Origin of the sequence: Terrabacter sp. RAF57, assembly GCF_052113925.1 — a bacterium.
Taxonomy (GTDB): Bacteria; Actinomycetota; Actinomycetes; order Actinomycetales; family Dermatophilaceae; genus Terrabacter.
On the sequence record NZ_JBFRDT010000019.1, the window covers coordinates 40,438 to 66,390 of the forward strand.

Here is a 25,953-nt window from a genome sequence, read left to right on the forward strand (position 1 = left end):
GCGGTCCCGAGAATCTCGGGCCGGCCCGGTCAGCTCCCCCCGAGACGCTCGAGGCGGCCCTCGAGCGAGGCCCGGCGGTGGGCGTTGCCCTCGAGGTCGAGGTAGCGCGTGCCGAAGGTCGCGAGCAGCGCGTCGTCGAGTCGGCGCACCGCGCCGGGCGGGTACTTGTAGCCCATCCGCTCGATGAGGGTGGTGCCGTCGACGGGGGCGATGACCTCGGCGAGGGCGTCGACCGACGTGATGCCGAGCTCGAGCAGCAGGCCCGACACCCACGTGTAGTGGTCGGTGCGCGACCAGCCGGCGTCGGCGTACTTCGCGGCGAGGAACTTCGCGAGGTCCTGCGTGCTGATGCGGGAGTCCTGCGCCACCGCGTCGGGCGGACTGGCCGGCAGGGCCATCTGGAGCCGGTCGCGGATGGCCGAGAACTCGCGGTCGGCGAGCTCGATGAGCCCGGCGGCCAGCGTGAAGCGGCGGTCGAGGTCGTGGGCGTGCTCCTCGGGGACGGTGCCCTTGTAGCGGATGTCGTGCTCGAACTCGGCCCACGCGTGCTGGAGCACCGTCCGGATCTGCACGGACGCGCTGCGTCGGCGGAGCGCCTCGTAGGCCGTCGGGACGGTGCGACTCGCGTCGACGGCGACGAGCAGGTGGCGGCTCGCGTAGCCGAAGCGTCCCGATCGTGCGGTCTCGAGGCCCATGTCGCGGTCGTCGAGGACGGCGAGCTCCTCGGCCAGCAGCTCGGCCACGGCGGCGACGTCGTCGTGGACGTAGGTGATGACGCGCACGCCGATCTGGTCGGTGATGTCGGCGAGCGGGTCGGGGAAGAGCAGCTCTCCGTCGCGGCGTCGCTCGGCCTTGGCGGCGAAGGACGCCACGGACTTCGTACGGCCGCTCACGCTGAGGTAGTTGATGCCCGCCTCGTCGAGGAGGCCGGTGACCATCTCGACGAAGAGCGCCGTCGCGGCCTCGACCTCGGGGCGCACCGCGGCGTACGCCAGCGCCACCTCGCTGGTCTCGGTGGGCTCGACGGGCTCGTTGGGCGGGGTGCTCGCCCCGTCGGTCGCGCCTGCTCCATCGCTGTCGGACATGCCGCCATCCTGCCGTGCTCGCAGGACCGGCGGCGACCGGTAGTCGTGGAACCACCAGAGGTCCTCGCGCTCCGAGGCGCCCCACCCGTGCCGCACACCCCACCACGTCGGTGCCCGCGTCCACACGGCCCCATGTGCCGGGAACGCGCGCCTGGCCGCGTCGACGAGCCCGACCGCGCCGTCGTCCTCCCAGTCGTGGCATCGCGGCCTCACGTCGTCACTCTGCGGACACGGGAACAGGTGAGTCAGGCCGACGCCGAAGCCGAGTGCGCGGTAGAGCGAGATCGCGGACTCGAGCGTGATGCTGTGGTGGCCGCTCTCGAGCCGGGAGATGCGGCTGTGCGGGACGTCGAGCCGCTCCGCGAGGGCGCGCTGGCTCAGCAGCTAGGTCCGGCGCACGTGCCGCAGCGCGTTGCCGAACGCATCGGGGCCGTGGCCGAGGGGGACGGTCATCGGTCCACGGTCCCCGCTCCGCAAGCGCGCCGTCGCCGCTGAGCTCGGCACTGTGGACGAGCGGTCGCCCGGCCCCGAGGGTGTGGACGACCGCCACGAGGCCGGCGGGCCGCAGTGCCGTCACGGACGCTGTGCGTTGGGTTGCCCGGTGACTCAGCCGCCGGCGGGGATCTCGCGCGCGCTGTGCGTTGGGTTGCCCGGTGACTCAACCGCCCGGCGCGGCCGTCTGAGTCACGTGATGACCCAATGCACAGGGGGCACCCACGGTGGCCGTGGAAGCGTCGACTCGGACCGGGCGGGGGGAATGGCGTGGACGGGCGGGGCGGGCAGGTGCGAGCGTGTCGCCATGCACCTCGAGACCGCCCGCCTCACCATCCGTCCCTGGTCGCACGACGAGGCCGAGCGGCTGCTCGACATCCAGAGCCGCATCGAGGTCGTGAAGTGGCTCGGCGACGGCGAGCCGGTCCTCATGAAGGACCTCGACGAGGCGCACACCCGCATCGACCGCTACCTCGAGCGCAGCGAGGCGCCACCGCTCGGCTTCTGGGCCGTCGAGGTCCGTGAGACCGGGGTCGTCGCCGGCTCCGTCATCCTGCTGACCCTGCCGGACGCCGACGACGGCGAGGTCGAGGTGGGTTGGCACCTGCACCCCGACTCGTGGGGCCACGGCTACGCGACCGAGGCGGCGACCGCGGTGATCCAGCACGGTTTCGACGGCGGCTTGCCCGAGGTCTACGCCCTGACCCACACGACGAACGAGCCCTCGCAGGCGGTGTGCCGCCGCCTCGGCCTCGACGACCTCGGGGTCATGGAGAAGTGGTACGCGGACGAGTCGCGCGTCTACCGCACCACCCCGGAGCGCTGGGCCAACCGCGCCTGAGTATGCCGTCCGGCCGGTTCAGCCGCCGACGTGCACCTGCGGGCGACGGTCGGCGTCGGGCTCGGCCCGCCGGATGATCTCGTGCGTCAGGGGCGGGATGTCGCCCTCGCCGGCGAGCAGGAAGCGCAGCACGTTCTGCCCCGGCGCCTTCTCGCTCCACTCGAAGTAGATGTGGGGCGGCTTGCTGACGCGGTCGCGGACGTCGAGCAGGACCGCAGCGAGGACGTTGGGCACCGATGGGCCGGTCGCGCGCAGGATGTAGTGGCCGCCGACGACGGCGGACCCGACGTGCACGGTGGTCGCGAAGTCGCTCGCGTCGCTGATCTCCACCTCGAGGAAGATCGCGCCCTGCCGGGCGTTGAGGTGGTTGTGCATGCGGACGTCGAGGGACTTCGCGCGGTACTCGTCGCGGTCCCCGGCGTTGATCTTGTTGGCGATGAACCGCAGCGGCTGGGGACCGAGCGCGGCGTCGTCGAGGATCGCCCGCGCGCTGTCGTCGTAGACGACCCGCTGCACGCGCAGCTCGGTCGAGCGCACGATGCGCGACCAGACGCTGATGACGACGATGAGGGCGATGAAGATCAGGGCGATGACGAGACCCTCGGGGCGCTGCTCGATCGTGATCGTGATCGTGTAGACGAAGATCGCGCTGACGACGGCGAAGAAGGCGGCTGCCGCGCGGTGGCCGCGCCGCAGCTCGGTGAGGAACACGGCGATCGCGGCGGACGTCATGAGCGCGAGCACGCCGGTGGCATACGCCCCCGCCTGCTCGTCGACGTTGGCCCCGAACGCCAGCGTCACGACCGCGGCGATGAACGACAGGACGAGCACGAGCGGCCGCGTCGAGCGGGCCCAGTCCGGCGCCATGCCGTAGCGCGGCAGGTAGCGCGGGACGATGTTGAGCAGGCCCGCCATGGCTGAGGCGCCGGCGAACCACAGGATGCCGATCGTCGAGATGTCGTAGATCGTGCCGAAGCCCTCGCCGAGCAGGTCGTGGGCCAGGTAGGCGAGGGCGCGGCCGTTGGCAGGCCCTCCCGGCTGGAACGCCTCGGCCGGGATGAGCAGGGTCGTGACGAGCGAGGAGCCGATGAGCAGGACGCTCATGATGAGCGCGGCGGTCGTCAGCAGCTTGCGCGCGTTGCGGATGCGGCCCTCCGGCTTCTCCGGCGTGTCGGTCGGGTCGCCCTTGACGAGGGGCATGACGACGACGCCCGTCTCGAAGCCGGAGAGCCCGAGCGCCAGGGCCGGGAAGACGAGCAGGGACGCGCCGATGATCCCGAACGGGGCCGAGTGGGCCGAGGTCATCGCCGTGATCCAGTCGCTGAACGCCGTCGGGTGGTCGCCGATCTCGACGACGCCGCGCACGAGCACGACGAAGCTGAGGCCGAGGTAGGCCACGACGAGGACGACGGCGATCCCGATGGCCTCCTTGAAGCCCTTGAGGAAGATGCCGGCCAGGAAGACGAGCAGCGTCAGCGTCACACCGACCTGGTGGCCGGTCAGCGTGCTCTTGAGGTACGGGTTCTCGATGAGGTGGGCGCTCGCGTCGGCCGCCGACAGGGTGATCGTGATGATGAAGCCGGTCGCGACGAAGCCGATGAGGCACAGCACGAGGATCTTGCTCGGCCAGTAGGACAGCAGCCGCTCGAGCATCGAGAGACTGCCGTCGCCGTGCGGGCTCTCGGCCGCGACGCGGCGGTACATCGGGAGGGCACCGAAGAGCGTGATGAGCACGAGGACGAGCGTCGCGACGGGCGACAGCGCGCCGGCCGCGAGGGCCGCGATGCCGGGCTGGTAGCCCAGCGTCGAGAAGTAGTCGACACCCGTCAGGCACATGACGCGCCACCACGGCTGCACGTGCTGCTGCTCGGTCGCCTCGCGCTCGCGCTCGTAGTAGCCGCCCGGGTCGGCCTCCTCGGCGTCGAGGAACCACCGCATGAGGGGTGTGCGCTCCGCACTCTGTGTGATCACGGCGGCGAAGTCTAGGGGTCGGCGCTGGGAGCGCCCTACCGGCGGCGCGACCGGGACTGGTAGGCGAGGGAGAGGACGACGAGCCCGAGGGCCCACAGCGCATGGACGCCGTTGACGACGAGCAGGACGACGACGGACACGTGCGCGACGAGCGCGGTCCACCAGCCGCGGGTGCCGCGGGGCAGCAGGCGCAGGGCGGAGGCCGTGCCGAGCACGTAGACGAGCGTGAAGCAGCCCGTCGCGAGCAGCATGAGCGGCGTGAGGCCGAGGTCGAGCGTGACCGCGAGGACGAGCGAGAGCATCGAGCCGGCCGTGACGAGGGCGATGCTGCGGCGTGGAACCTGTCCGGCCTCGCCGCCCCGCGCCAGCCATCGAGGCAACGCACCGTCGCGAGCCAGCGCCGCGCCCAGCCGCGAGCCACCGGCGTAGTAGGCGTTCATCGCCCCGACCGTCAGCAGCACTGCCACGACGGCGGTCACGACGCGGGCCTGCTCGCCGAGGGCGATCGCCATGAGGTCCGAGAGAGGCGCCTGGCTGTGGCCCGTCGCCGGTCCCAGCACGAGGACGCTCGTCGTCGCGAGCCCGAGGTAGAGCACCCCGACGACCGCGACGGCGATCCCCGTCGCGCGCGGCACGTCGCGGCGCGGGTCGCGGTAGTCCCCGGCGAGCGAGGCGACGGCCTCCCACCCGGCGAAGCCCCAGACGAGCACGGCAGCCGCGGTGCCGACGGCGGCCCACCCGTTCGGGGCGAAGGGGGTCAGCGACGCCGTGCTCCCGTGCGGCAGGGCGACGGCCATCGTCGCGGTCATGAGCAGGGCGAGCACGGTCGCGAGGCCGAGCTGCACGCGGCCCGAGAAGCGCAGGCGTGCGAGGTTCATCAGTCCGGTGCCGAGGATGAGGGCCGCCGCGACGACGACGGTCGTCGTGCGTCCGCCGCCCACGACGTCCGCGACGTAGCCGCCGGCCATCATCGAGGCGGGTGGGGCCCCGACGGGCACGGCGAAGTAGAAGCACCAGCCGACCGCGCCCGCCGCGCGGTCCCCGAAGGCCCGACGGACGTACGTCGACACGCCACCGCCGTCCGGGTGCCGGGCGCCCAGTGCGGCGAACGTGCTCGCGAGCGGCACCGAGAGGAGCACGAGCGCCGCCCACGCGAGCAGCGAGGCGGGGCCGGCGACCTCGGCGGCGAGGGCGGGCAGCGTGATGACGCCGGTGCCGAGCACGGCGCCCACCGACAGGGCAGCCCCCTGTGCGACGGTGAGCGTGCCCCCGGTCGTGGAGTGGCCGGGGGTCGAGGTGGCCCCGGGGATGCGTGCGGTCGTCGCCATGGCTCCAGACTCCCGCCCAAGTGGACCGGTCAGAAGTGCCACTTCTTGCCAGGCTGTTTGGGCCAATCCAGACTGGTGGCATGGACCTGCACCTCAGCCTCACCGGGTCGGGCGACCTCACCGCCCAGATCTACGCCCAGCTGCGCGCCGCGGTCCTCGACGGCCGCCTCAGCGGTGGCGACCGGGTGCCCGCCTCCCGTGACCTCGCCGCGAGCCTCAGCGTCTCGCGGGGCACGGTGACGGCGGCCTACGACCGGCTCCTCGCCGAGGAGCTGGTCGAGAGCCGTCGCGGGGCCGGGACCTTCGTCGCGGCCGGGTGCGTGCCGCCCGCTCGGATGACCGGGCGGCGGGCCCGGGCGGGAGCCGTCACGGCCACGTCTCTCTGGGCGACCGAGCCGGACGTGCGGCCTGCACCCGGTCCTCGGGGCGCGCTCCACGACTTCTCCGTCGGGGTGCCCGACGACTCGCTCTTCCCCCTCGCGACGTGGCGACGTCTCGTCAGCGGCACGCTGCGCCGGGGCCGCCTGTCCGCCGGCACCTATGACGATCCCGGCGCGAACCGTGGCGGGAGCCGTCTCGAGGCCGAGATCGCGAGGTATGCCGGCGTGTCCCGGTCGGTCGTCGCGTCCGGTGCCGACGTGGTGACCACTGCGGGGGCGCAGCAGGCGCTCGACCTCGTCGCGCGGGTGCTCGTCGAGCCCGGCGACGTCGTGGCCGTCGAGGACCCGGGCTACAGCGCCGCGACCCGCCTCTTCGCCACCCACCGCGCCGTCGTCCGAGGCGTCCCGGTCGACGGTGAGGGGATCGTCGTCGACGCCCTTCCGGACGCGGCCCGACTCGTCTACGTCACGCCGTCGCACCAGCACCCGACCGGGGTCGCGATGTCACGTGCCCGGCGGATCGCCCTGCTGGAGTGGGCCGTCCGGCACGGAGCGGTCATCGTCGAGGACGACTACGACAGCGAGTTCCGCTTCGCCGACCGGCCCCTCGAGCCGCTGCAGAGCCTCGACCGCGACGGGCGCGTCGTCTACGTCGGGTCGTTCTCCAAGTCGCTGCTCCCGGGGCTCCGCGTCGGCTACGCGATCGCCCCGGCGACGCTGACGCCCGCCCTGCGCGAGGCCAAGCGGGTCACCGTCTGGGACGGCGACGTCGTGACCCAGGGGGCGCTCGCGGACTTCCTCGCCGAGGGGCACCACGCCGCCCACGTCAAGCGCGCGACGAAGGTCTACCGCGCCCGGCGGGAGGCGCTGCTCGAGGTCCTCACGAGCCCCGACGGCCTCGGCGACTGGCTCGAGGTCGTCCCGTCGGCGGCGGGCCTGCACCTGTGCGCCCTGCTGCGCGACCCGGACCTCGACGACGTGGCGATCGCCGAGGCCGCCCTGGCCGTGGGGGTGTTCGTCGAGCCGCTGTCGGTGCGGCACCTCGAGCAGCCGGCCCGCCACGGGTTCGCCTTCGGGGTCGGCGGCATACCCCTGACGGGCATCGGCCCGGCGCTCACCGCGCTGCGGGGTGTCCTCAGCTCGAGCCGGCCGGGACGCCCCGGCGGCGGATGATCGCGAACTGCGTCGCGAGCGGGATGATCCCGAGGATCAGGACCATCGGCACGGCGAAGCCGAGGCGCAGGTTGTCCGAGCCGACGGCTCCGGTCAGCACGGCACCGAGCAGCGCTCCGACGTAGTTGAACTGGTTGAAGCGGGCGACGACCTGGTCGGTCTTGTCGATGCGCTCGCCGGCGGAATCGGCGTCGCCAGCAGCGATGGCACCCGCCGCCGAGAAGCTGAGGGGCGCGATCGTCGCGACGGCGCCGCCGAGGATCGTGAAACCGACGACGGCGACCACCCACGTCGGCGCGAAGACGATGACGGCGAGCGCCAGGGCGGCGACGACGCCGCTGATCCGGAGCAGCCACACGGCGCCGTGGCGGTCGACGAGACGGTCGCCGACGGTGCGGGCCAGGAGCGTCGCGACGAGGTAGGGGAGCGTCGCGAGCGCGGTGAGCCCCGTCGGGGCGTCGAGCGTGCCGTCGAGGTAGACCGGTCCCCACGTCGTCGCGGCCGTGTCGACCATGTAGAAGAGGACCATCGCGACGCCGAGGAGGGCGATCCGCCGCCACGGCACGTCGACGGTGGCGTCGGTCTCGGCAAGGCGGTCGCGACGGACGTACGGCGCGGCCAGCGCCGCGACGGGGAAGACGAGCAGCGGGAGCAGGGCCGGCCCGAGGTCGACGCCCGACGTCGCCAGCGTGACGAGCGTGCCGAGGATGCCGCCGGCGGTCCAGAAGCCGTGGAAGGAGGGCAGGATCGGGCGGCGGTAGAGGTGCTCGACGGTGACGGCCTGCATGTTCGACGACGCGTCGACGAGGCCGAGCGCGAGCCCGTAGGCCGCGAGCCCGCCGACGAAGACCCCGAAGGTCGGTGCGACGAGCAGCACCGCGAAGCCGGCCGTGGCCACGACGAGCCCCACGCGGACGACCATGGCGCTCGACGAGCGGGCGGCGACGAGCTCGGCGACGACCGAGCCGACGCCCGCGAGGAGCACGACCATGAGGAGCAGGCCGCTGACAGCGAGCTCGTCGAGCGACCACTTCTCCTGGACCTGCGGCAGGCGCGTGGTGAGCGAGATGAAGAGCAGGCCCTGGACGAAGAAGGCGGTGCCGGCGGCGAGGCGTGCCCGCAGCAGGGAGGAGGACTCGGCCCGAAGTGTCACGGTGGGTCACACTGTCGGTCGCCAGACCCGCCGTCAAGACTCATGCCGTGGTTCCGCGAGTCAGCAGCAGGCGTCGCCGCGCCAGTTCGAACGTCCCTCGCGGACCGCCACGGCCGCGATGACGAGCGCCGCGACGGAGTCGAGCCACCACCAGCCGAGGAGGGCGTTGGCGAGGAGGCCGACGAGGAGCACGCCCGAGAGGTAGGTGCAGAGCAGCGTCTGGGTGCCGTCGGCGACGACCGCTCCGGACCCGAGCTCGCGACCCGTGCGCCGCTGCCACTGCGAGAGCAGCGGCATGACCGCGAGTGACAGGCCGGCGAGCGCGATGCCGACGACCGAGGTGTCGGGCTGCTCGCGGGCCACGACGGCGCGCACCGACTCGACGGTGACGTAGGCGGCCAGGGCGAAGAAGGAGACGGCGATGAGGCGTCGGGCCAGGTGCTCGCGCTCCTCCGGTACGGGGTGTCCGAACTGCCAGAGGATGACGAGCCCGCTCATCACCTCGACCGTCGAGTCGAGCCCGAAGCCGACGAGCGCGGTCGAGTCGGCCACGCGCCCGGAGGTGATGGCGACGACCGCCTCGGCGACGTTGTAGGCGACCGAGGCCGCGGCCAGCAGCCGGGCCCGGCGCACGAGCGCGGCCCGCCGTGACGGCGGCAGGAGCGAGAAGACGGGCCGGGACGGGGTGCTCACCAGTCGGCCCCTCGGCACTCGGACCGGTCGGTCGTCTCGACCTGGAGCGTCGCGTGGGCGACATGGAAGCGGTCGCGCAGCATGGCGCTCGCGGCCTCGAGCACCTCGGGCGCCGCATCGGCACGGGTCGTCACGAGGTGCGCCGTCGCGACGTCCATGCCAGAGGTCAGCGTCCAGACGTGGAGGTCGTGGACCTCGGTGACGCCCGGCACCTCGCCGAGCGCGGCCAGCAGGTCGGTGGGCTCGAGGCCCGTCGGGGCGTGCTGGCCGAGCACGGCCACGACCTCGCGGCCGAGCCCGACGGCACGCGCCGCCACGAAGACGGCGATGGCGAGCGCGACGACGGTGTCCCACCACGCGCTCCCGGTGGCCCCGACGAGGATCGCAGCCGCGATGACGCCGACCGAGCCGACGGTGTCGGCGACGACCTCGAGGTAGGCGCCCCGGACGTTGAGGCTCTCCCCGGCGCCCCCGCGCAGCAGGAGGAGGGCGACGACGTTGACGAGGAGACCGATCGCACCGACGACGAGCATGGTGCCCGAGGCGATCTCGGGGCTCGAGCCGATGCGCCCGAGCGCCTCGACGGCGATGTAGACGGAGACCCCGAGCATGAGCAGCACGGCGAGACCCGACGCGAACACCTCGGCACGGTAGGAGCCGAACGTGCGTCGGCCGGTCGTGTCGGCGCGCGTCGCGATGCGCGTGGCGACGAGCGCGGCGCCCAGGGTCACGACGTCGGCGGCCATGTGCCCGGCGTCGGAGAGGAGGGCGAGGGAGCCGGACGCGAGGCCGGCCGCGAGCTCGACGCAGAAGAAGGCCGCGACGAGGCCGAAGGCGACGGCGAGCCGCCACCGGTGGCGCCCCCCGGCGTGGACCGCGGCGGCGCCCTGGGTCGGCCCGTGCCCGTGCCCGTGGCTCACCGGTGGCGCTCGCCGTCGTGGAGGGCGTGCTCGCGCGTCACGTCGAGGAGCAGGCGGACGTGGGCGTCGGAGAGCCGGTAGTAGATGTTGCGGCCCTCGCGCCGACCGGTGACGACGGCCGAGGCGCGGAGCAGCCGGAGGGCCTGCGAGACCGTGGTCTCGGCGGTGCCGGTCGCGGCCGCGAGGTCGCAGACGCAGAGCTCGCCGGCCTCGAGGAGGGCGTAGAGCATCCGGGCCCGGGTCGGGTCGCCGAGCAGCTTGAAGACGCTCGTGACGCGCGCGAGCTCCTCGACGCCCGGGGCGTTGTCGGTGGCCAGGGCGACCTTCTCGGGGTGCACGCACGGGGTGGTGCAGCCGTCGAGTCCGGTGACGGTGCTCATGGTCGTCCCTCTCATCTGAATGGATGATCAGATGTCACTGTCGTGCCACCTGCCCTCCGGCGTCAACCTGGCGGCAGACTGTCCGACATGTTGAGACTGACGGTCACCGTCCCGAGCGAGCTGACCGAGCAGGTCACCGCCGTGCTCGCCGACTCGAGCGCCGTGAGCACGCTGTCCGTCCTGCGCGGCGCGGCGGTGCGCCCGGTGGGCGACGTCGTGCACGCCGACGTCGCCCGGGAGGGGGCCAACGTCCTCGTCGACCGGCTCCGGGACCTCGGGGTCCACGAGGGTGGGACCCTCCAGATCGAGCCGGTCACGACGTGGGTCTCGCGCGCCGGCTTCGAGGCCGACGAGGAGACGCCCGGGAGCAGCGCCGACGCCGTCGTCTGGGCCCAGGTCGCCCAGCGTTCCTACGACGACAGCGAGCTGAACTGGACCTTCCTGTCCTTCATGTCGCTCGCCACCCTCATCGCCGGCATCGCGATCGTCCTCGACTCGCAGATCCTCGTCATCGGGGCGATGGTGCTCGGTCCCGAGTTCGGGGCGATCGCCGCCCTCGGCGTCGCGCTCGTGCGACGACGCCCGCTCCTGCTCGCGGTCGCGGCCCGCGCGCTCGTCGTCGGCTTCGTCGTGGCCATCGCCGTCACGTGCCTCGCCGGTCTGGCCGGCCGGGCCCTCGGGTGGATCACCCTCGACGACATCTCCGGCGACCGACCGGCCACCCACTTCATCTACTCGCCCGACAAGTGGTCGTTGATCGTCGCGGTCCTCGCGGCTGCCGCCGGCGTGCTGTCGCTGACGTCGGCCAAGCTCGGTGGCCTCAGTGGCGTGTTCATCTCGGTGACGACGATCCCGGCCGCCGGCAACGTCGCGCTCGGGCTCGCCTTCGGGGCGTGGGGCGAGGTGCGCGGCAGCGGCCTCCAGCTCGTCGTCAACATCGTCGGGATGGCGCTCGCCGGCTGGCTCACCCTCGCGCTCCAGAAAGCCGTGTGGTCGCGGGTGCCGGCACCGCGGTCGCACTCGAGGCTGAGCCGCCGGATCCATGCGGAGCCGCGACCGCCCGGCTAGCGTCGAGCCCGTGATGACGCCGCCCGCGGACTTCTCGACCGACCTGCTCGCCGCGGCCCTGCGCGAGATGTGGGTCCTCGAAGTCCGTGAGATCACCTATGTGCCAGTCGGTTTCGGCAGCCACCACTGGCGGGTCGACGCGCACGAGGACGGCCGCTGGTTCGTGACGCTCGACAACTACTCCGGCGCCGGGGCCGACGTCGAGCGCGGCGGCGCCCTCAGCTCGGCGTTCCGGACCGCCCGGGCCCTCGCCGGCTCCGGGCTGGCCTTCGCCGGCTTCACGGAGTCGTTGTCGTCGGTCGGGGCGCGGGCGTCGGCAGCGTGAACGTCGTCGTCAGCGCACCGTTGACGAGCGAGAGCAGGATGCCGGTCTCCTGACGGATGACGGCGTACCGGCTCTGGGCCACCGGCGAGTTCGCCGTCGCCTCGTCGGACGCGGCGCGGGCGAAGAGTCCGAGCGACCCCAGCCGGCCGTAGTAGCTCGGCGCGTCCAGGCCCGGCGGAGGACCGTTCGCGCCGAGCCGCTCGAGGTGCTGGGCCATGAGGTCGAGCTGGAGCGCGGCGGCGTTGCCGGACAGCGCCATCCGGTCGAGCAGCCGCACGTCGACGACGAGGTTCGAGTAGTCAGCCAGCGCAGCGGGCCGGTTGAAGACGGTGCTCGTCGTCAGGCTCGGTCTCGGGAGTGCCGTGACGGTGACCGTCGGCGTGGCGAGGACCGTCGCCGTCCTCACGACCGTCGTCGTCGCGGTGACGGTACTCGTGTCGACCTCCGTCACCGTCACCGTCTCGGTCGGCACCGGCGTGCCCGTGGAGCCGGCCACCTGGCTGAGGTCGATCTCGGGCTTGCCGGACGAGCACCCGACGAGGGCGAGGGCAGCCGACAGCGCCAGGGCTGTGGCGACCTTGGCTCGGCGCACGACCGGCTCCTGTGCTCGACGTGGACAGTGGGTCGATTGTCATCGTTGGGCCGCCGCCGTGGGACCGAATGCGCGAATCGTCCGGTCAGGTGCGCGCCGCCGCGAGCTGCGGGCGCGTGAGGAAGAGCGCGCCGTCGAGCCGCGCCCCGCGCAGGTCGGCGTCGCGCAGGTCCGCACCGAGCAGGTCGGCCCACCGCAGGTCTGCGTCGCGCAGGTCCGCCGCGATGAGCAGCGCGCCCCGGAGGTCGGCCGTGCGCAGGTCACGGCCGCGGAGGTCGGCGGCGACGAGGTCGGCCCCGGCCCGCAGCCGCCGGGCAGGAGGGCGTATGCCGTCACGCCGCCTCCGACGTGCGCGTGCCGTCGCGCTGGCGGCCCGCAGCAGGCCACCGACCCGGGACCGCACGGCGACGAGGTCCACGGCGAGCAGCTGGTCCGGAGACCCGGCCGTCGAGGTCCTGACCTCCTCGGCGGACGCGGCGAGGCCGGACCGGGTCGGCTCGTCCGGGTCGAGCGCGAGGGCCTCGCCGAGGTGGGCGAGCATCTCGTGCAGCTGGCGCACGACGGGCAGGACGGCATACATCGTCGGGGCGGTCTCGGGGGCCTCGCGCCACGAGACGCCGCCGAAGGTCACCTGCGAGACCTGCTGGCCGGCGCCGAAGCAGTCGAACGTCACGCACCCGCGCCACCCGCCCTCGAGGAGCCGGTCGTGGATGCCGCACCGGTGGTCGGCGAGGAGGTTGCGGCAGGGCTCACCGCCGGACTTGTCGACGGGGAAGTCGGCCGACCGGGCGAAGGGGAGGGCGACGCAGCACAGGCCGAAGCACCGCGAGCAGTCGGCCTCGAGCGCCGGCGCCCCGTGGGAAGGGGTGCTCACGGCAGCTCGTTGCTGACCATCGTCGTGCGGTCCGTCCCGCCGCCCCCGCCGTCGTCGTCGTCGGCGTAGCGCAGCGCGTCGACGGTGCCGAGCGGGAGCTCCACCGTGTCGGGCGTGACCGTCACTGCGGACACGGGGAAGGACGCGTGGCCCTGGAGCTGGAGCCACGTCGTGCGCCCCTCCTCGATCTCCCCGTCGCGCCGGCCGTCGGTCCCGATCCGCCAACGCTGCAAGGTCGCTCCGTCCTCGTCCGGGGCGACGAACCGGTTGACGCGCTGCCACGGCGGTCCCTCGGCGGGCTCCACGAGGTGGGTGGTCGTGCGTCCGTCGGGACACCCCGCGCGGATCTCGTCGGCGGTGACCGGCGTCGGTGCGGTGCCCGGTGCGAGCACGTGGGGATCGCTCATCCCGCCAGTATCACGGGCCGTCGGGCGCCCCGTCACCGTCGAGGTCGACGACGAGCTTGCCGAGCGTGCCGTTCGCGAAGTCGGCCAGGGCGGAGGGCGTGCCGTGAGCGAGCAGGCGCGCTGGATCGCCACGGACGTCAGGCGGTCGACCTGGTTCGCGGCGAGCCGGCCGGGCAGCGCCGGGGTGGGGGTGTTCGCGGATCGGTGAAACGCGCCGTCAGAGCAGCGAGCTGGGGTCGTCCGGGATGTCGGCGGCATACGACTGGAGCAGCTGGAGCGGCACGATCTCGAGCGCGCGCTCGTGCGTGGCGGCGAGGAAGACCGGCGCGGCGGCGCCGTCCTGGTGGGCCTCGAGCCATCGGCTCGCGACGACGCACCACCGGTCGCCCGGCGTCAGGCCGGGGAAGCGCCACTCAGGACGGGGCGTCACGAGGTCGTTGCCGACGCTGCGCTGGTGCTCGAGGAACTCGGTCGTGACGACGACGCAGACGGTGTGGCTGCCCCGGTCCTCGGGCCCGGTCGTGCAGTAGCCGTCGCGGTAGAAGCCGGTCAGCGGGTCGGTGCCGCAGGCCTCGAGCTCGCCGCCGAGCACGTTCCGTTCCCGAGCTGCCATGACCCAAACCTAGTGGCGGGCTGCTCGCTAGGCTGGCCCCATGCTGGGAGTGAAGGACTACGAGCAGGACTACATCGACGCCTGCCGGTCGCGGGTCGAGACCCAGGTCGTGATGTTCCACGAGGTGGCGCAGGCCGCACGCGACCACGGTGACGCCGACGTCTCCCACCTCGAGGGCGCGCTCGAGTCGCTCGAGTACGAGTACTTCAACAACATGCTCATCGTCCTCGACGGCTACTTCGTCCACCGCCTGCGCGGCGTCGAGGGCAAGGACGGCAACGCGCTCAACGAGGTGCGCGTGCTCGTGCGCTCGCTCATGGAGAACGGCGGCACCGTCATGGCCGACCCGCAGATCCGGCTCGACCCGGCGCGCAGCGTCCTCGGCCTGGAGGTCGGTGCCCCCATCACGCTGACCCTCCAGAAGTACCGCCGGATCTCCGACGCCTTCCTCCGCGAGATCGAGAACAAGTTCTCGCGCGACGACTGACCGGGACCCACCGCCCTCCCGTCCGACATGCCCGCAGATCGAAGGAGATCCGCCGTGCCCCGCGCTCCGATGTCCGCCGAGGTGCGACGTGACGCCGTGGGGGTCCCGCACCTGCGCGCCGGCGACGTCATGGAGCTGGCCCGCCTCCAGGGGCGCATCACCGCCCTCGACCGGGCGTGGCAGGTCGAGCACCACCGCTGGCGGATGGAAGGGCGGACGGCCGAGTACGTCGGCGCGCACGGGCTGCCCTGGGACCGGTTCGCCCGGCAGGTGCTGCTCGAGCCGACGGTGCGGCGCTGCTTCGAGCGGCTCGACCGTGAGACGCGGACGTGGCTGACGGCATACGTGGACGGCGTCAACGAGACCCTCGCCGAGGGGCTCGCGGGCACGCCCGAGGTCGCGCTGCTCGGGCTCCAGTCGTATGCCGCCGCGCCCCGCCCGTGGGAGCCGTGGACGCCGCTCGGCATCTTCTGGGGCATCCACCTGCTCTTCGGGACCTTCCCGGCCAAGCTCTTCAACGCGCACGTCGCCGACCGTCTCGGCGCCGAGGCCCTCGCCCTGTTCCACGCCGAGGGCGTCGAGCGGGCCGAGGCCTCGGGGAGCAATGCGTGGGTCATCGGCGGGGAGCGCACGGCGAGCGGGCTGCCCCTCCTCGCGGGTGACCCGCACCGCACGATCGAGCTGCCCGGCTGCTACCAGCAGGTCGGCCTGGCCTGCCCCGAGTTCGACGTCGTCGGCTTCACCTTCCCGGGGGTGCCCGGCGTGCAGCACTTCGCCCACACGGGCACCGTCGCGTGGGGCATCACGAACGCCATGGCCGACTACCAGGACCTGACGCTCGAGTCCCTCGGTCACGTCGGCCACGGGCCCGACGGATCGCCGCTGCTCAAGGCGCGCGGCATCGACGGGTGGGAGCCGGTGCGCGCCTCGACCGAGACGCTGAGGGTGCGCGGCGAGGCTGACGTGACCGTGCCCGTCGTCGTCACCTCTCGCGGGCCGGTCGTCACCGGCCTCGAGGCGGAGATCGAGCGGCTCGTCGCCGAGGCCGAAGCACCGCCGCAGTGGACCGACGAGAGCGTCCAGCCGCGCCGGGCCCACCCGGCCGCCCACAGCCTGCGCACGCCGACCCACGTCGAGGAGGACCTCGGCTTCGGCGCCCTCCTGCCCCTCCTTCGGGCGCGGACGGTCGCCGACGTCGAGGAGGCCCTGTCGCGCTGGGTCGAGCCGGTCAACAGCGCGCTCGTCGCCGACGACACGGGTCGCGTCCGTCACCTCGTCGTCGGTCGCGTGCCCGAGCGCGACGAGGTCGGGGCGGTGCTGCCCGTCCCGGCGTGGGACCCCCGGCACATCTGGCACGGCTACCGGCGGGGGCCCGGCAGCGACGTCGACGACGTCATGGTCAGCGCCAACGACCGGGCCAGCGGCGGCGGGCTCGGGGTGGAGTACGCAACGCCCTTCCGGGCCGGTCGCATCCGCGAGCTCGTCGAGTCGGGGGAGCAGCTGACCGTCGACGACTGCGCGGCGATCCACGTCGACACCCGCAACGGACAGGCCGACCTCATGCGCGAGCTCGTCGCGGCGGCAGAGGTCACGGGGGCCGCCGCCGCCGTGCGGTCCGAGCTGCTCGCCTGGGACGGCCACAGCGACACCGGCAGCCGCGGTGCCGCGCTCTTCGCCGCCTGGCGCACGGCGCTCGTGCGGTGGTTCTCCGAGCACCCGGTCCTCTCCGCGCTGCACGAGCCGAGCGGCCACTCCCGCATCTTCGCCGCGTGGACCGACGTCGTGACGCAGATCGGGGTGGGCTGGCACTCGATGGCGCACCTCGGTCCGGCCCACGGCATCGAGGTGCGCGAGGGCGTATGCGTCGCGCTCGAACACGTCGCGGCGCACCATGACTCGCTGACGACGTGGGGCGAGCGACACTGGCTCGACCCGGTCCACGCGCTCGACGCGACCGGGCGGGCGCCCCACGTCCCGCGCGACCCCGTCGGTGGCGACAAGGGCTGCGTCCTCGCGGCGGCGAGCGCGCCCGGGGTGACGGACCACTGCTACGGCGGACCGGTGGCGCGCTACGTCTGGGACCTCGCCGACCGCGAGGCGAGCCGCTGGGTCGTGCCCTTCGGCGCGAGCGGAGACGCCCGCGACCCGCACTTCGCCGACCAGACGCCGGCGTGGCTCGCCGGCGAGCTGCATCCGGTGCAGCCGGCGACGGGCACGGGGGCCACTGAGGGCACCGGGTAAAGGAGTACTTTGCCCGTCTTTTACTATTTGCGGTACAAAACATGACTTTACGACGTACTGTTCGGGCGTAGGCCCCTCGAACAGGCCCCGCGAATCGCAGGAGTAGTGAGTCTGGTGACGACGAGCATGACGCCCACGCACGGCGATCCGTTGCGCCACGGCTCGAGGCCGCTCTCCGACGGCGACCACGAGCGCTGGCTCCCCGACCCGTCCTGGCCCGTGCCGCCCCGCGGGTGGCAGCTCTGGGCCGCCGCCGGCTCGACCGCGCGCCCGGGACGCGCCGGAAATATCGACTCCCGACCGATCGATGACGAGTCGAACTCGCACCCGAGGCCCCGGATCGACGACACTGTCGACGTGAAGTCCGAAATGCCCTATTTGGCGGTTCTCGAGGATGCCTCGTTCACGCTGCCGACCCGCCCGAGCGCCCTCGTCGACCACGGGCGGGTCGACCTGCTCGCCGACCGTCCGGCGCGACGGGTCCCGGAGGGCGCGGTCGCGGGCTTCGCGGTCCTCGGTGCCCTCGTCCTCTTCAGCTGCCTCGTCGGCGGCCTGACCGGCGGCCTCATCGTCATGGGCGTCTCGACCCTGCTCGCGGCGAGCGCGGCCCTCGTTCGTGGCCACCTCTCGCTGTCGCGGGTCGGCGGCCAGCGCGGCGCCGGGCTGCTCCTCGGAGCGGCCGTCACCGCCCTCATCCTCGGGTCGGTCGCGACGCACGACCGTCGCCCCGGTGTCGAGGTCCTGCCGAGCGCGCCGGTGCCGGTCAGCTCCGACCGCGTCACCGACACCCAGACGGCGTATGCCGCCGTCCCCCGGACGCCGTCCGCGACGTCGGTCGCGTCCACGGCGCCGACCCCGCGTGCCATCCGCTCGACCGAGGCCGCTGCTGCGGCCGGGCCGACGCCTGTCGTGCCCACCGTTCCCACTGAGCCGGCCGAGCGGGCTGAGCCGGCCGAGTCGGACGAGCCGGTCGTCCCGGCCTCCGAGGTCACCCCCGCCGCCACGCCTCGGGCCGACGCGTCGGCCCTGGCGTCGGGCTCGAGGACCGGTGGCGAGGCTCTCACCCTCAAGCCCGACGCGCTGAGCCCGTCGGCGGTCGCGCCAGCCGGCGGCACGGGCCCGAAGGGGTCCACGAACGACAAGGGCGGCAAGAGCAGCAAGAGCGACAAGAGCGACAAGGCCCCGAAGAGCCCGAAGGGCCCCAAGACCTCGAAGGCCTCCAAGGACGCGAAGAACAACGGCGCGAAGAACAACGGCGCGAAGAACAACGGCGCGAAGAACAAGAACGGCAAGGACAAGAACGGCAAGGCGTCGGACGGCAAGGCGTCGGACGGCACGGCGAACGCCAACCCGCAGCCCAAGCTCTCCGAGGCCGGCATCGGCGGGTCGGGTGCGGCGACGACGTCGGTCACCGGCTTCTCGACGACCCCCGCGACGCGTGCCCACGCGGCCACGCTCCGGGCCGTCGCGGCCCTCCCGGTCCGCTGACCGGTCGACGTCGGGACGTGCCCCAGGGGGTATGCCGTCGCGCCACGGTCCCCGGACGCGATCGAGGTGCTCTCGAGCGCCCCGGACCTGTGCCACAGTGACCTCGTGGGGAATTCAATGACCCGGGTCACGATCATCTGGTTCGTCGGCGCCGCGGTCGTGGGGGCGGTTGCCGGCGGCCTGCACCTGCTCCGTTCCTCGATCGGTGGCGCGCACACCGGGTCGGCGCTCGCCGTGTCGGCCTTCGCCCTGACCGCCCTCGCGGCCGCCATGCTCTTCCACGGCGTCATGCTGGCGGCGCGTGAGCAGGACGCCGCAGCCGGGCCCGAGCCCCGCTTCGTGGACGAGCCGCAGGACGAGCTCGGGCGCACGCAGGGCGAGTCGGCCGGCGCCGTGCCCGACCCCTTCGAGCCGGACCAGAGCTCGTCCGACGGGCCGGCGGTCTACACCTTCCGCGGCGGCAAGCCGGTGGGCGACCGCTCCCACCGTCCGGACCGGCGCGACCGCTCGCCGCGCAGCTGACCGCACCGTCACACCCTCCGGGCACAATGGCGGGATGAGCACGGGCCCCACCCACTGGGTGCTGCACGTCGACCTCGACCAGTTCATCGCGGCGGTCGAGGTGCTGCGCCGGCCCGAGCTCGCCGGGCGGCCGGTCATCGTCGGGGGTCGCGGCGACCCCACCGAGCGGGCCGTCGTGTCCACGGCGAGCTACGAGGCCCGCGAGTTCGGTGTCGGGTCCGGTATGCCGCTGCGCCTCGCCGCGCGCAAGGTGCCGGAGGCGGTGATCCTGCCCGTCGACGCCCCGGCCTACACCGAGGCGTCCGAGCGCGTCATGGACACCCTGCGCGGCCTCGGCGCCGTCGTCGAGGTGCTCGGCTGGGACGAGGCCTTCCTCGGGGTCGAGACCGACGAGCCCGAGGCCTTCGCCGAACGGGTGCGCGCCGCGGTGCTCGACGCGACGTCACTGCACTGCTCGGTCGGCATCGGCGACAACAAGGTGCGCGCCAAGATCGCCACCGGCTTCGGCAAGCCCCGCGGCGTCTTCCGGCTGACCCGCGAGACGTGGTTCGAGGTCATGGGCGACCGACCCACGATCGACCTGTGGGGCGTCGGGTCCAAGGTGTCCAAGCGCCTGTCCGGTCACGGCATCCACACCGTCCGCGAGCTGGCCGATGCCGACGAGGCCGTCCTCGTCGGCGAGTTCGGTCCGCGCATGGGGGTCTGGTACTCCCAGCTGGGCCGCGGCATCGGGTCCGCCGTCGTCGACGACTCCCCGTGGATCGCCCGCGGGCACAGCCGCGAGACCACGTACCAGAGCAACCTCACGACCCCTGACGAGGTGCGCGAGGCCGTGCGTGACCTCGCCTCCCAGGTCTTCGACGACACCGTCAAGGAGGGGCGCCCGGTCTTCCGGGTCACGCTCAAGGTGCGCTACGCCCCGTTCTACACGCAGACCAAGGCCCGCAAGCTGCCGGCGCCGACGAGCGACCGCGCCGACGTCGTTGCGGCCGCTGTCGCCCTCACCGCGTCGCTCGACCCCGGGCGAGAGGTGCGGTTGCTCGGCGTCCGAGCCGAGATGGTCATGCCCGAGGGGGGCGACCCGGTCGAGCGCACCCCGGTGCGCGGTCGGCTCTGAGCGTCGGTCGCTCTCATCTTCGTCGCCTACGGTCGTCCGCATGCCTTCTCGAGATGACAGCGCGATGGACGTCCGGCGGCGGTTCGGCGGCGAGCCGGCCACCGGGGTCCTGTCGACGGTCGCGGTCGTCGTGGTCGTCGTCGCGCTGCTCTTCGTCGTGCGCGACGCCGCCTACCGTGCCACGGCATCCGGGGCGGTGGCACTGCCGTCGGTCGTCGGTGGTGTCTTCGAGGTGGTCGGCGAGCTCGGGATCATCGTCCTCGCCGGTGTCGCCGTCGTGCTCACGTGGCGGGCCCGCTCACGAGGGCTCGAGCACCTCACGGTCGCGGTGGTGGCCGCGGTGTCGACGGTGGCGGCCTACGTCCTGAGCGAGGTCGTCAAGGGGTTCGTGCGCGAGGAGCGGCCGTGCCGGACGCTCTCGGTGCGGACCGTCGCGTCCTGCCCCGCCGCCGGCGACTGGTCGTGGCCGAGCAACCACGCGACGATCGCCGGCGCCCTCGCCACCGCCGTGGTCGTCATGGCACCGGTGTGGTGGCGGCTCGTGGTCCCGCTCGCCCTGGCCGTCGGGGCCTCGCGCGTCCTCACCGGCGCGCACTACTGGCACGACGTCGTCGCCGGCCTCGCGGTCGGGGTGCTCGTGGTCTGGTTCGGCACGTGGGCGCTGGCACCGCTGGCTCACCGGCTGCTCGTGCGCTCGGTGGCGTCCGGCCCGCCGGCGTGGCGTCGACTGCTCGGGCAGCGCTACGTCCCGAGGTATGCCGCGACGGACCGTCCGGACCACGACGCGGACGACGACGCGGACGACGCCGCGGGCGACGACGCGGGCGACGACGCGGGCGACGACGCGGACCAAGAGCGCGAACGGCCCCAGACCGACTGAGCTCGGTTCGGACCCGGGCGGGCTGGACGCGGCGTGAGCCACCGCGCCGGCCCGAGGGCGATGCTCGCGATGGGATTCTTCGGCTTCGCGACGGGGCCGGGACTGCAGATGCGGGTCCTCACCCACGCGACCGGGTCGCCGACCCTCGCGTCCTCCGCCAACATCGCCGCGTTCAACGTCGGCAACTTCCTCGGCGTCCGGGTCTCCGGCCTCGCCATCAGTGCCGGCCTCGGCTGGACGTCCCCGCTCTGGGTGGGTGCGGCCTTCGCGACGCCGGGACTCGTCGTCCTCCTCGCCGCCAGCGGGCCGCTCGGTCAGAGTGCGGCGGCCACCGACCGACCGGCGGTGCGGCCGCTGAAGAGGCAGCCGCCGAGGAAGGTCCCCTCGAGGGAGTTGTAGCCGTGCATGCCCCCGCCGCCGAATCCGCTCACCTCGCCCGCCGCATACACCCCGGCCAGCGGCTCGCCGCCGGCGCGGAGCACCCGGCCGGCCAGGTCGGTCTCGAGTCCGCCGAGCGTCTTGCGGGTCAGGATGTTGAGACGCACCGCGATGAGCGGACCCGCCTTCGGGTCGAGCAGCTTGTGCGGTGTCGCGACGCGGATCAGCCTGTCGCCGCGGTAGCTCCGCGCCCCGCGGATCGCGGTGACCTGGGCGTCCTTGGTGAAGTCGTTGTCCATCTCGTTGTCACGCGCGACGATCGTGCGCCGCAGTGACTCGACGTCGATGAGGTCGTCTCCGGTGAGGGCGTTCATGCCTCGGACGAGCTCGTCGAGCGTGTCGGCCACGACGAAGTCCTCGCCGTTCCGCTTGAACGCCTCGACGGGGGCGGGTGCACCCTTGCGGGCTCGCCCGAGGACCTGCTTGACGTCCTTGCCCGTGAGGTCGGGGTTCTGCTCCGATCCGGAGAGGGCGAACTCCTTCTCGATGATGCGCTGGGTCAGCACGAACCACGAGTAGTCGTGCCCGCTGCGCATGATGTGGCCCAGGGTGCCGAGGGTGTCGAAGCCCGGGAAGTAGGGCGCCGGGAAGCGTCGTCCGCGGGCGTCGAGCCACATCGACGAGGGCCCGGGCAGGATGCGGATGCCGTGGTTGTCCCACACGGGGTCCCAGTTGCGCAGGCCCTCGGTGTAGTGCCACATCCGGTCGGGGTTGATGATGTTGCCGCCGGCGGACTGCGTGATGCCGAGCATCCGGCCGTCGACGTGTGCGGGGACGCCGGCCACCATCCGGGCCGGCGGCGAGCCGAGCCGCTCGGGCCAGGCGCGGCGCACGAGGTCGTGGTCGCCGCCGATGCCGCCACTCGTCACGATGACGGCCTGGGCCGTGATCTCGAAGTCGCCGACCTCCTCGCGGCTGCTCGGCCGACCCCGGTCGACGCCGTCGGGCGCGAGGAGGCGACCGCGTACGCCGGTGACCGTGCCAGCCGTCTCGACGAGCCCGTCGACGCGGTGACGGAAGGCGAAGGTGACCCGCCCGCTCGCCACGGCTGCCCGGACCCGTCGCTCGAACGGCTCGACGAGACCCGGGCCGGTGCCCCACGTGATGTGGAAGCGCGGCACCGAGTTGCCGTGGCCGTCGGCCCGACCGTCACCGCGCTCGGCCCAGCCGACGACGGGGAAGAGGCGGTGGCCCTGCTCGTGGAGCCACGAGCGCTTCTCGCCGGCGGCGAAGTGGAGGTATGCCTCCGCCCACTTGCGCGGCCAGAAGTCCTCGTCCCGGTCGAACTGGGCCGAACCCATCCAGTCCTGCGTCGCGAGCTCGAGGCTGTCCTTGATCCCCATCCGCCGCTGCTCGGGGCTGTCGACGAGGAAGAGCCCGCCGAAGCTCCAGAAGGCCTGACCGCCCAGCGACTGCTCGCCCTCCTGGTCGACGAGCACGACCCGCTTGCCGCGGTCGGCGAGCTCCGCGGTGGCGACGAGTCCGGCCAGGCCGGCTCCTACGACGACGACGTCGGCATCCATGGTCAGAGCATGCCATCACTCGTCGACGTTCTGGCGAGGGCCGGGTCGGGTGCGGCCCAGTGCCGACCCGGACGGCTCACTGGCCGGTGGCTCCGTCGACGCACTCGCGGAGCAGGTCCGCGTGACCGCAGTGACGGGCGTACTCCTCGATGAGGTGGACGAGGACCTCGCGCAGGTTGATCGGGTTCGTCGGGTCGAGGCTGACGAGGTCGAGCGCCTCCGCGTCGGCCACGAAGGCGTCGCCGTTGGCCGTCTCCTCGCGCCAGCGAGCCCAGGCCTCCGCGACGACGGCGTCCTCGCCGACGGCACCGGTGAAGTCGGCGTCGCGGTCGTCGGCCCGGCGATAGAGGTAGGGCGTGTCCTCCCCGGCCATGACGCGCCGCCACCACGTCTGCTCGACCTGGGCCAGGTGGCGCACGAGTCCGAGCAGCGACATCGTCGACGGCGGCACCGAGCGAGTCGCGAGCTGCTCGGCCGTCAGACCGGAGCACTTCAGCTCCAGCGTGAGGCGGTAGTTCACGAGGTAGTCGAGCAGGGTCGTGCGCTCGTCCCCGAGGAGTGACTCCTGCGACCGCGGGTCGTCCTCGGGGTCGACCCACATGTCGGGATACTTCTTTCCGGCCATGCCGCCCATCGTGGTGCCCGGGGACGGCGCGCGCCAACGGATATCGGCAGGGCGGCATACGCTGTCGGCGAATCTGCCCGTGGCAGAGCGGGACTCCCATGGGAGGGCGGCCGGGCCACGCTGGGAGCATGACCGAACCACTCACGCCCTCGCCGCTGGACGACCAGCTGTCGATGCAGCTGCTGCACCAGCGGATCATCGTCCTCGGGGCCGAGGTCGACGACCCGATCGCCAACCGGATCACGGCCCAGCTGCTCCTGCTCTCGGCCCGCGACCCGCGCGCCGACATCAGCCTCTACGTCAACAGTCCCGGCGGCTCCGTCACCGCGGGCCTGGCCATCTACGACACGATGCGGCTCATCCCCAACGACGTCTCCACTCTCGCAGTGGGATTCGCGGCCTCGATGGGCCAGTTCATCCTCGGCGCGGGCACGCCCGGCAAGCGCTTCGCCCTGCCCAACGCGCGGATCATGATGCACCAGCCGTCCGCGGGCATCCAGGGGACGGCCGCCGACGTCGAGGTCCAGGCCGCCAACCTCAAGGCGGTCAAGCGTCGGGTCAACGAGCTGCAGGCCGAGCACACGGGACAGACCGTCGAGCAGATCACCCGCGACAGCGAGCGCGACCGCTGGTTCAGTGCGGAGGAGGCGGAGGCATACGGCATCGTCGACCATGTCGTCAGCTCCCTCGCGGACGTCCGCCCCGGCGGTGCCGAGCGGAAGGTGGGACTGCGGTGAGCAGCTACACGATCCCGTACGTCATCGAGCGCACCCCGGCGGGGGAGCGCAGCTTCGACATCTACAGCCGGCTGCTCCAGGAACGGATCATCTTCGTCGGCACCGAGATCGACGACGGCGTCGCCAACGTCGTCATGGCCCAGCTGCTCCACCTCTCCTACGTCGCTCCCGACCGGGAGGTGTCGCTCTACGTCAACAGCCCGGGCGGCTCGTTCACGGCGCTCATGGCCGTCTACGACACGATGCAGCTCGTCCAGGCCCCGGTCGCGACGTACTGCCTCGGGCAGGCGGCCTCCGCCGCCGCGGTGCTCCTCGCGGCGGGGGAGCCGGGACGCCGCTTCGCACTGCGCCACTCGAGGGTCCTGCTGCACCAGCCGTCCGCGGGCGGCCAGGGGACGGTGAGCGACCTCGCGCTGCAGGCCGACGAGCTCCTGCGGGTGCGCGCGCAGGTCGAGGAGGTGCTGAGCCACCACACCGGCCGGTCGGTCGACCAGCTCCGCCTCGACACCGACCGGGACAAGGTGCTGACGGCCCAGCAGGCCGTGGAGTTCGGCATCGTCGACCACGTCATCGAGCGGGCCACGGAGGTGGTTGCCGTCGGGGGATGAGGTGGACCGGGCGAGTTTCGCGGACAGGCCCAGCGGGTGGGTGCCGGAGTGCTGAGTGCACGGCCGAGTGACCCGGCGCCGAGGGCTCTCAACCGTTTGTCCGTCCTCGCCCGCCCCGGCCCGCCCACCGTCCGGCTCGGGCGACGTCACCCACGAGCCAACGGCAAGCTGTGGGGCGCCCTCGACACCGCGCTCGACCCGGACACGGCGGCCCAGCGTGCCGGCATCGCCTGGTTCGTCGTCAAGCCGACGATGTCCGCGGCGGGCCAGGCCACCGACGACGGGTTCACGAGCTACCAGGCCCAGGTGGGCAACCCGCCGCGCACCCGGTGGGGTGACGACGGCGCCGCCCCCGTCGACGGCAGCACGGTGTGGATCGCCAGCGACTACGTCGCGAGCGCCTGCGACTACTCGACGTGGGGTGGCCGCTTCTTCGGAGGCACCACCGGCGACCACAAGCTCGGCACCGGTGCGGACTCTCCGGGGGCGGCAGCGTCGCGCACCGCGCTCGGCAACGGGTCGACGCGGATCAGCCAGGTAACGCCGTAGCGGCATCGGGCAGGGGACGGGTTGCGGTGGCGCAGGGAGGCGCCACCGATGGGCCCGGTGCCGCTCAGGCGACGAGCAGCACCGGGCCCGTCGCTGCGTCCGAGGTGGTCGCGATGCTCGACCCGACGCGCGAGGTGAGGTCGAGGACGCGAGCTCCGCTTTCGGACGTGAGGTCGCGCAGCTCGCGGTGGGCAGCGCCGACGAGGCCGGTGATGCTGGAGCCGAGGGCGACGCAGACCGCCTCGAGCACCTCGGACGACGGTTCCTTGAGCCCCCGCTCCACCTCGGAGAGGTAGGCGACCGAGATGCCGGCGCGCCCGGCGACCTCGGCGAGGGTGCGTCCCTGGCGGGTGCGCAGGCCGCGCAGGAGCCGTCCGTAGACCTCGCGCAGCAGCGGCGTCCGGAAGGTGGTCTGGGGGCGCGGGGCGAGCTGGGTCATGGCG

At 73.1% G+C, this 25,953-nt stretch carries 28 protein-coding genes and 1 pseudogene; 14 read left to right on the plus strand and 15 right to left on the minus strand.

Going from position 1 to position 25,953, the window contains the following annotated elements; genetic code table 11:
• Nucleotides 1–29: 29 nt before the first annotated feature.
• Both AB4Y83_RS18270 and AB4Y83_RS18275 read right to left on the minus strand, forming a co-directional pair.
• Complete coding sequence (locus AB4Y83_RS18270) at nucleotides 30–1,298, minus strand: GTP pyrophosphokinase (RefSeq protein ID WP_442297743.1); 1,269 nt, start codon at nucleotides 1,296–1,298, stop codon at nucleotides 30–32.
• 60 nt (nucleotides 1,299–1,358) lie between these two features.
• Nucleotides 1,359–1,469: pseudogene (locus AB4Y83_RS18275) on the minus strand (helix-turn-helix domain-containing protein); the annotation flags it as partial.
• A 415-nt stretch (nucleotides 1,470–1,884) separates the two neighbouring features.
• Here AB4Y83_RS18275 and AB4Y83_RS18280 point away from each other — a divergent pair.
• A complete protein-coding gene (locus AB4Y83_RS18280) occupies nucleotides 1,885–2,418 on the plus strand; it encodes a GNAT family N-acetyltransferase (protein WP_442297744.1) in 534 nt (177 codons plus the stop codon).
• Between the two features lie 18 nt (nucleotides 2,419–2,436).
• Here AB4Y83_RS18280 and AB4Y83_RS18285 read toward each other — a convergent pair whose 3' ends face one another.
• The gene (locus AB4Y83_RS18285; RefSeq protein WP_442297745.1) at nucleotides 2,437–4,389 is read right to left on the minus strand and encodes an APC family permease; all 1,953 of its coding nucleotides are present in this window, start codon (nucleotides 4,387–4,389) and stop codon (nucleotides 2,437–2,439) included.
• 35 nt (nucleotides 4,390–4,424) lie between these two features.
• Nucleotides 4,425–5,717, minus strand: a complete 1,293-nt coding sequence (locus AB4Y83_RS18290; protein ID WP_442297746.1) for an APC family permease — start codon at nucleotides 5,715–5,717, stop codon at nucleotides 4,425–4,427.
• An 80-nt stretch (nucleotides 5,718–5,797) separates the two neighbouring features.
• Between AB4Y83_RS18290 and pdxR the strand changes: the two genes are divergently transcribed.
• Nucleotides 5,798–7,270 carry a MocR-like pyridoxine biosynthesis transcription factor PdxR gene (gene pdxR, locus AB4Y83_RS18295; RefSeq protein WP_442297747.1) on the plus strand — a complete coding sequence of 491 codons (1,473 nt, stop codon included), beginning with the start codon at nucleotides 5,798–5,800 and terminating at the stop codon, nucleotides 7,268–7,270.
• Here pdxR and AB4Y83_RS18300 read toward each other — a convergent pair.
• The 4 genes from AB4Y83_RS18300 to AB4Y83_RS18315 are packed head-to-tail and all read right to left on the minus strand — an operon-like array spanning nucleotide 7,233 to nucleotide 10,416.
• Nucleotides 7,233–8,423 carry an MFS transporter gene (locus tag AB4Y83_RS18300; RefSeq protein ID WP_442297748.1) on the minus strand — a complete coding sequence of 397 codons (1,191 nt, stop codon included), beginning with the start codon at nucleotides 8,421–8,423 and terminating at the stop codon, nucleotides 7,233–7,235. The two genes, pdxR and AB4Y83_RS18300, sit on opposite strands and share 38 nt — an antisense overlap.
• Before the next feature lie 60 nt (nucleotides 8,424–8,483).
• A complete protein-coding gene (locus tag AB4Y83_RS18305) occupies nucleotides 8,484–9,116 on the minus strand; it encodes a cation transporter (RefSeq protein ID WP_442297749.1) in 633 nt (210 codons plus the stop codon).
• Nucleotides 9,113–10,036 carry a cation diffusion facilitator family transporter gene (locus tag AB4Y83_RS18310; protein WP_442297750.1) on the minus strand — a complete coding sequence of 308 codons (924 nt, stop codon included), beginning with the start codon at nucleotides 10,034–10,036 and terminating at the stop codon, nucleotides 9,113–9,115. The genes AB4Y83_RS18305 and AB4Y83_RS18310 overlap by 4 nt, the downstream gene beginning before the upstream one ends.
• The gene (locus tag AB4Y83_RS18315; RefSeq protein WP_442297751.1) at nucleotides 10,033–10,416 is read right to left on the minus strand and encodes an ArsR/SmtB family transcription factor; all 384 of its coding nucleotides are present in this window, start codon (nucleotides 10,414–10,416) and stop codon (nucleotides 10,033–10,035) included. The genes AB4Y83_RS18310 and AB4Y83_RS18315 overlap by 4 nt, the downstream gene beginning before the upstream one ends.
• A gap of 87 nt (nucleotides 10,417–10,503) precedes the next feature.
• On the opposite strand from AB4Y83_RS18315, the gene AB4Y83_RS18320 reads away from it, so the two are divergent.
• The gene (locus AB4Y83_RS18320; protein ID WP_442297752.1) at nucleotides 10,504–11,484 is read left to right on the plus strand and encodes a DUF389 domain-containing protein; all 981 of its coding nucleotides are present in this window, start codon (nucleotides 10,504–10,506) and stop codon (nucleotides 11,482–11,484) included.
• Nucleotides 11,485–11,494: 10 nt separating this feature from the next.
• Complete coding sequence (locus AB4Y83_RS18325) at nucleotides 11,495–11,809, plus strand: hypothetical protein (protein WP_442297753.1); 315 nt, start codon at nucleotides 11,495–11,497, stop codon at nucleotides 11,807–11,809.
• Here the strand turns inward: AB4Y83_RS18325 and AB4Y83_RS18330 are convergent.
• The 4 genes from AB4Y83_RS18330 to AB4Y83_RS18345 form a co-directional block, all read right to left on the minus strand.
• Nucleotides 11,763–12,401, minus strand: a complete 639-nt coding sequence (locus tag AB4Y83_RS18330) for a hypothetical protein (protein WP_442276570.1) — start codon at nucleotides 12,399–12,401, stop codon at nucleotides 11,763–11,765. The two genes, AB4Y83_RS18325 and AB4Y83_RS18330, sit on opposite strands and share 47 nt — an antisense overlap.
• A gap of 85 nt (nucleotides 12,402–12,486) precedes the next feature.
• Nucleotides 12,487–13,275, minus strand: a complete 789-nt coding sequence (locus AB4Y83_RS18335) for a pentapeptide repeat-containing protein (protein ID WP_442297754.1) — start codon at nucleotides 13,273–13,275, stop codon at nucleotides 12,487–12,489.
• The gene (locus AB4Y83_RS18340; RefSeq protein ID WP_442297755.1) at nucleotides 13,272–13,682 is read right to left on the minus strand and encodes a hypothetical protein; all 411 of its coding nucleotides are present in this window, start codon (nucleotides 13,680–13,682) and stop codon (nucleotides 13,272–13,274) included. The genes AB4Y83_RS18335 and AB4Y83_RS18340 overlap by 4 nt, the downstream gene beginning before the upstream one ends.
• Nucleotides 13,683–13,899: 217 nt before the next feature.
• Nucleotides 13,900–14,295, minus strand: a complete 396-nt coding sequence (locus tag AB4Y83_RS18345) for a DUF2237 family protein (protein ID WP_442276567.1) — start codon at nucleotides 14,293–14,295, stop codon at nucleotides 13,900–13,902.
• Between the two features lie 40 nt (nucleotides 14,296–14,335).
• Between AB4Y83_RS18345 and AB4Y83_RS18350 the strand changes: the two genes are divergently transcribed.
• From AB4Y83_RS18350 to AB4Y83_RS18380, 7 genes are all read left to right on the plus strand, one after another.
• Nucleotides 14,336–14,782 (plus strand): hypothetical protein, encoded by a 447-nt coding sequence (locus AB4Y83_RS18350; RefSeq protein ID WP_442276566.1) that lies wholly within the window; start codon nucleotides 14,336–14,338, stop codon nucleotides 14,780–14,782.
• A 54-nt stretch (nucleotides 14,783–14,836) separates the two neighbouring features.
• Nucleotides 14,837–17,023 carry a penicillin acylase family protein gene (locus tag AB4Y83_RS18355; protein WP_442297756.1) on the plus strand — a complete coding sequence of 729 codons (2,187 nt, stop codon included), beginning with the start codon at nucleotides 14,837–14,839 and terminating at the stop codon, nucleotides 17,021–17,023.
• A gap of 114 nt (nucleotides 17,024–17,137) precedes the next feature.
• Nucleotides 17,138–18,511: a hypothetical protein gene (locus AB4Y83_RS18360; protein WP_442276564.1), complete on the plus strand. Its 1,374-nt coding sequence runs from the start codon at nucleotides 17,138–17,140 to the stop codon at nucleotides 18,509–18,511.
• 105 nt (nucleotides 18,512–18,616) lie between these two features.
• Nucleotides 18,617–19,033 (plus strand): hypothetical protein, encoded by a 417-nt coding sequence (locus AB4Y83_RS18365; RefSeq protein WP_442297757.1) that lies wholly within the window; start codon nucleotides 18,617–18,619, stop codon nucleotides 19,031–19,033.
• Nucleotides 19,034–19,067: 34 nt separating this feature from the next.
• Nucleotides 19,068–20,150 (plus strand): DNA polymerase IV, encoded by a 1,083-nt coding sequence (locus tag AB4Y83_RS18370; RefSeq protein ID WP_442297758.1) that lies wholly within the window; start codon nucleotides 19,068–19,070, stop codon nucleotides 20,148–20,150.
• A 40-nt stretch (nucleotides 20,151–20,190) separates the two neighbouring features.
• Nucleotides 20,191–21,030: a phosphatase PAP2 family protein gene (locus tag AB4Y83_RS18375; protein WP_442297759.1), complete on the plus strand. Its 840-nt coding sequence runs from the start codon at nucleotides 20,191–20,193 to the stop codon at nucleotides 21,028–21,030.
• Between the two features lie 33 nt (nucleotides 21,031–21,063).
• Entirely contained in the window at nucleotides 21,064–21,429 is a 366-nt protein-coding gene (locus tag AB4Y83_RS18380) for a hypothetical protein (protein WP_442297760.1), read from the plus strand.
• Here AB4Y83_RS18380 and AB4Y83_RS18385 read toward each other — a convergent pair.
• Both AB4Y83_RS18385 and AB4Y83_RS18390 read right to left on the minus strand, forming a co-directional pair.
• Nucleotides 21,345–22,991 carry an FAD-binding dehydrogenase gene (locus tag AB4Y83_RS18385; protein WP_442297761.1) on the minus strand — a complete coding sequence of 549 codons (1,647 nt, stop codon included), beginning with the start codon at nucleotides 22,989–22,991 and terminating at the stop codon, nucleotides 21,345–21,347. The two genes, AB4Y83_RS18380 and AB4Y83_RS18385, sit on opposite strands and share 85 nt — an antisense overlap.
• A gap of 76 nt (nucleotides 22,992–23,067) precedes the next feature.
• On the minus strand, nucleotides 23,068–23,616 hold the full coding sequence (locus tag AB4Y83_RS18390) for a DinB family protein (protein ID WP_442297762.1): 549 nt from the start codon (nucleotides 23,614–23,616) through the stop codon (nucleotides 23,068–23,070).
• Nucleotides 23,617–23,744: 128 nt separating this feature from the next.
• On the opposite strand from AB4Y83_RS18390, the gene AB4Y83_RS18395 reads away from it, so the two are divergent.
• From AB4Y83_RS18395 to AB4Y83_RS18405, 3 genes are all read left to right on the plus strand, one after another.
• Complete coding sequence (locus AB4Y83_RS18395) at nucleotides 23,745–24,353, plus strand: ATP-dependent Clp protease proteolytic subunit (RefSeq protein ID WP_442276559.1); 609 nt, start codon at nucleotides 23,745–23,747, stop codon at nucleotides 24,351–24,353.
• Nucleotides 24,350–24,961, plus strand: coding sequence for a ClpP family protease (locus tag AB4Y83_RS18400; protein WP_442297763.1), 612 nt, complete (start codon nucleotides 24,350–24,352; stop codon nucleotides 24,959–24,961). Before AB4Y83_RS18395 ends, AB4Y83_RS18400 begins: the two co-directional genes overlap by 4 nt.
• Nucleotides 24,962–25,057: 96 nt before the next feature.
• Nucleotides 25,058–25,510 (plus strand): hypothetical protein, encoded by a 453-nt coding sequence (locus AB4Y83_RS18405; protein WP_442297764.1) that lies wholly within the window; start codon nucleotides 25,058–25,060, stop codon nucleotides 25,508–25,510.
• Between the two features lie 64 nt (nucleotides 25,511–25,574).
• Here AB4Y83_RS18405 and AB4Y83_RS18410 read toward each other — a convergent pair whose 3' ends face one another.
• The gene (locus AB4Y83_RS18410) at nucleotides 25,575–25,949 is read right to left on the minus strand and encodes a helix-turn-helix domain-containing protein (protein ID WP_442276557.1); all 375 of its coding nucleotides are present in this window, start codon (nucleotides 25,947–25,949) and stop codon (nucleotides 25,575–25,577) included.
• Nucleotides 25,950–25,953 lie beyond the last annotated feature (4 nt).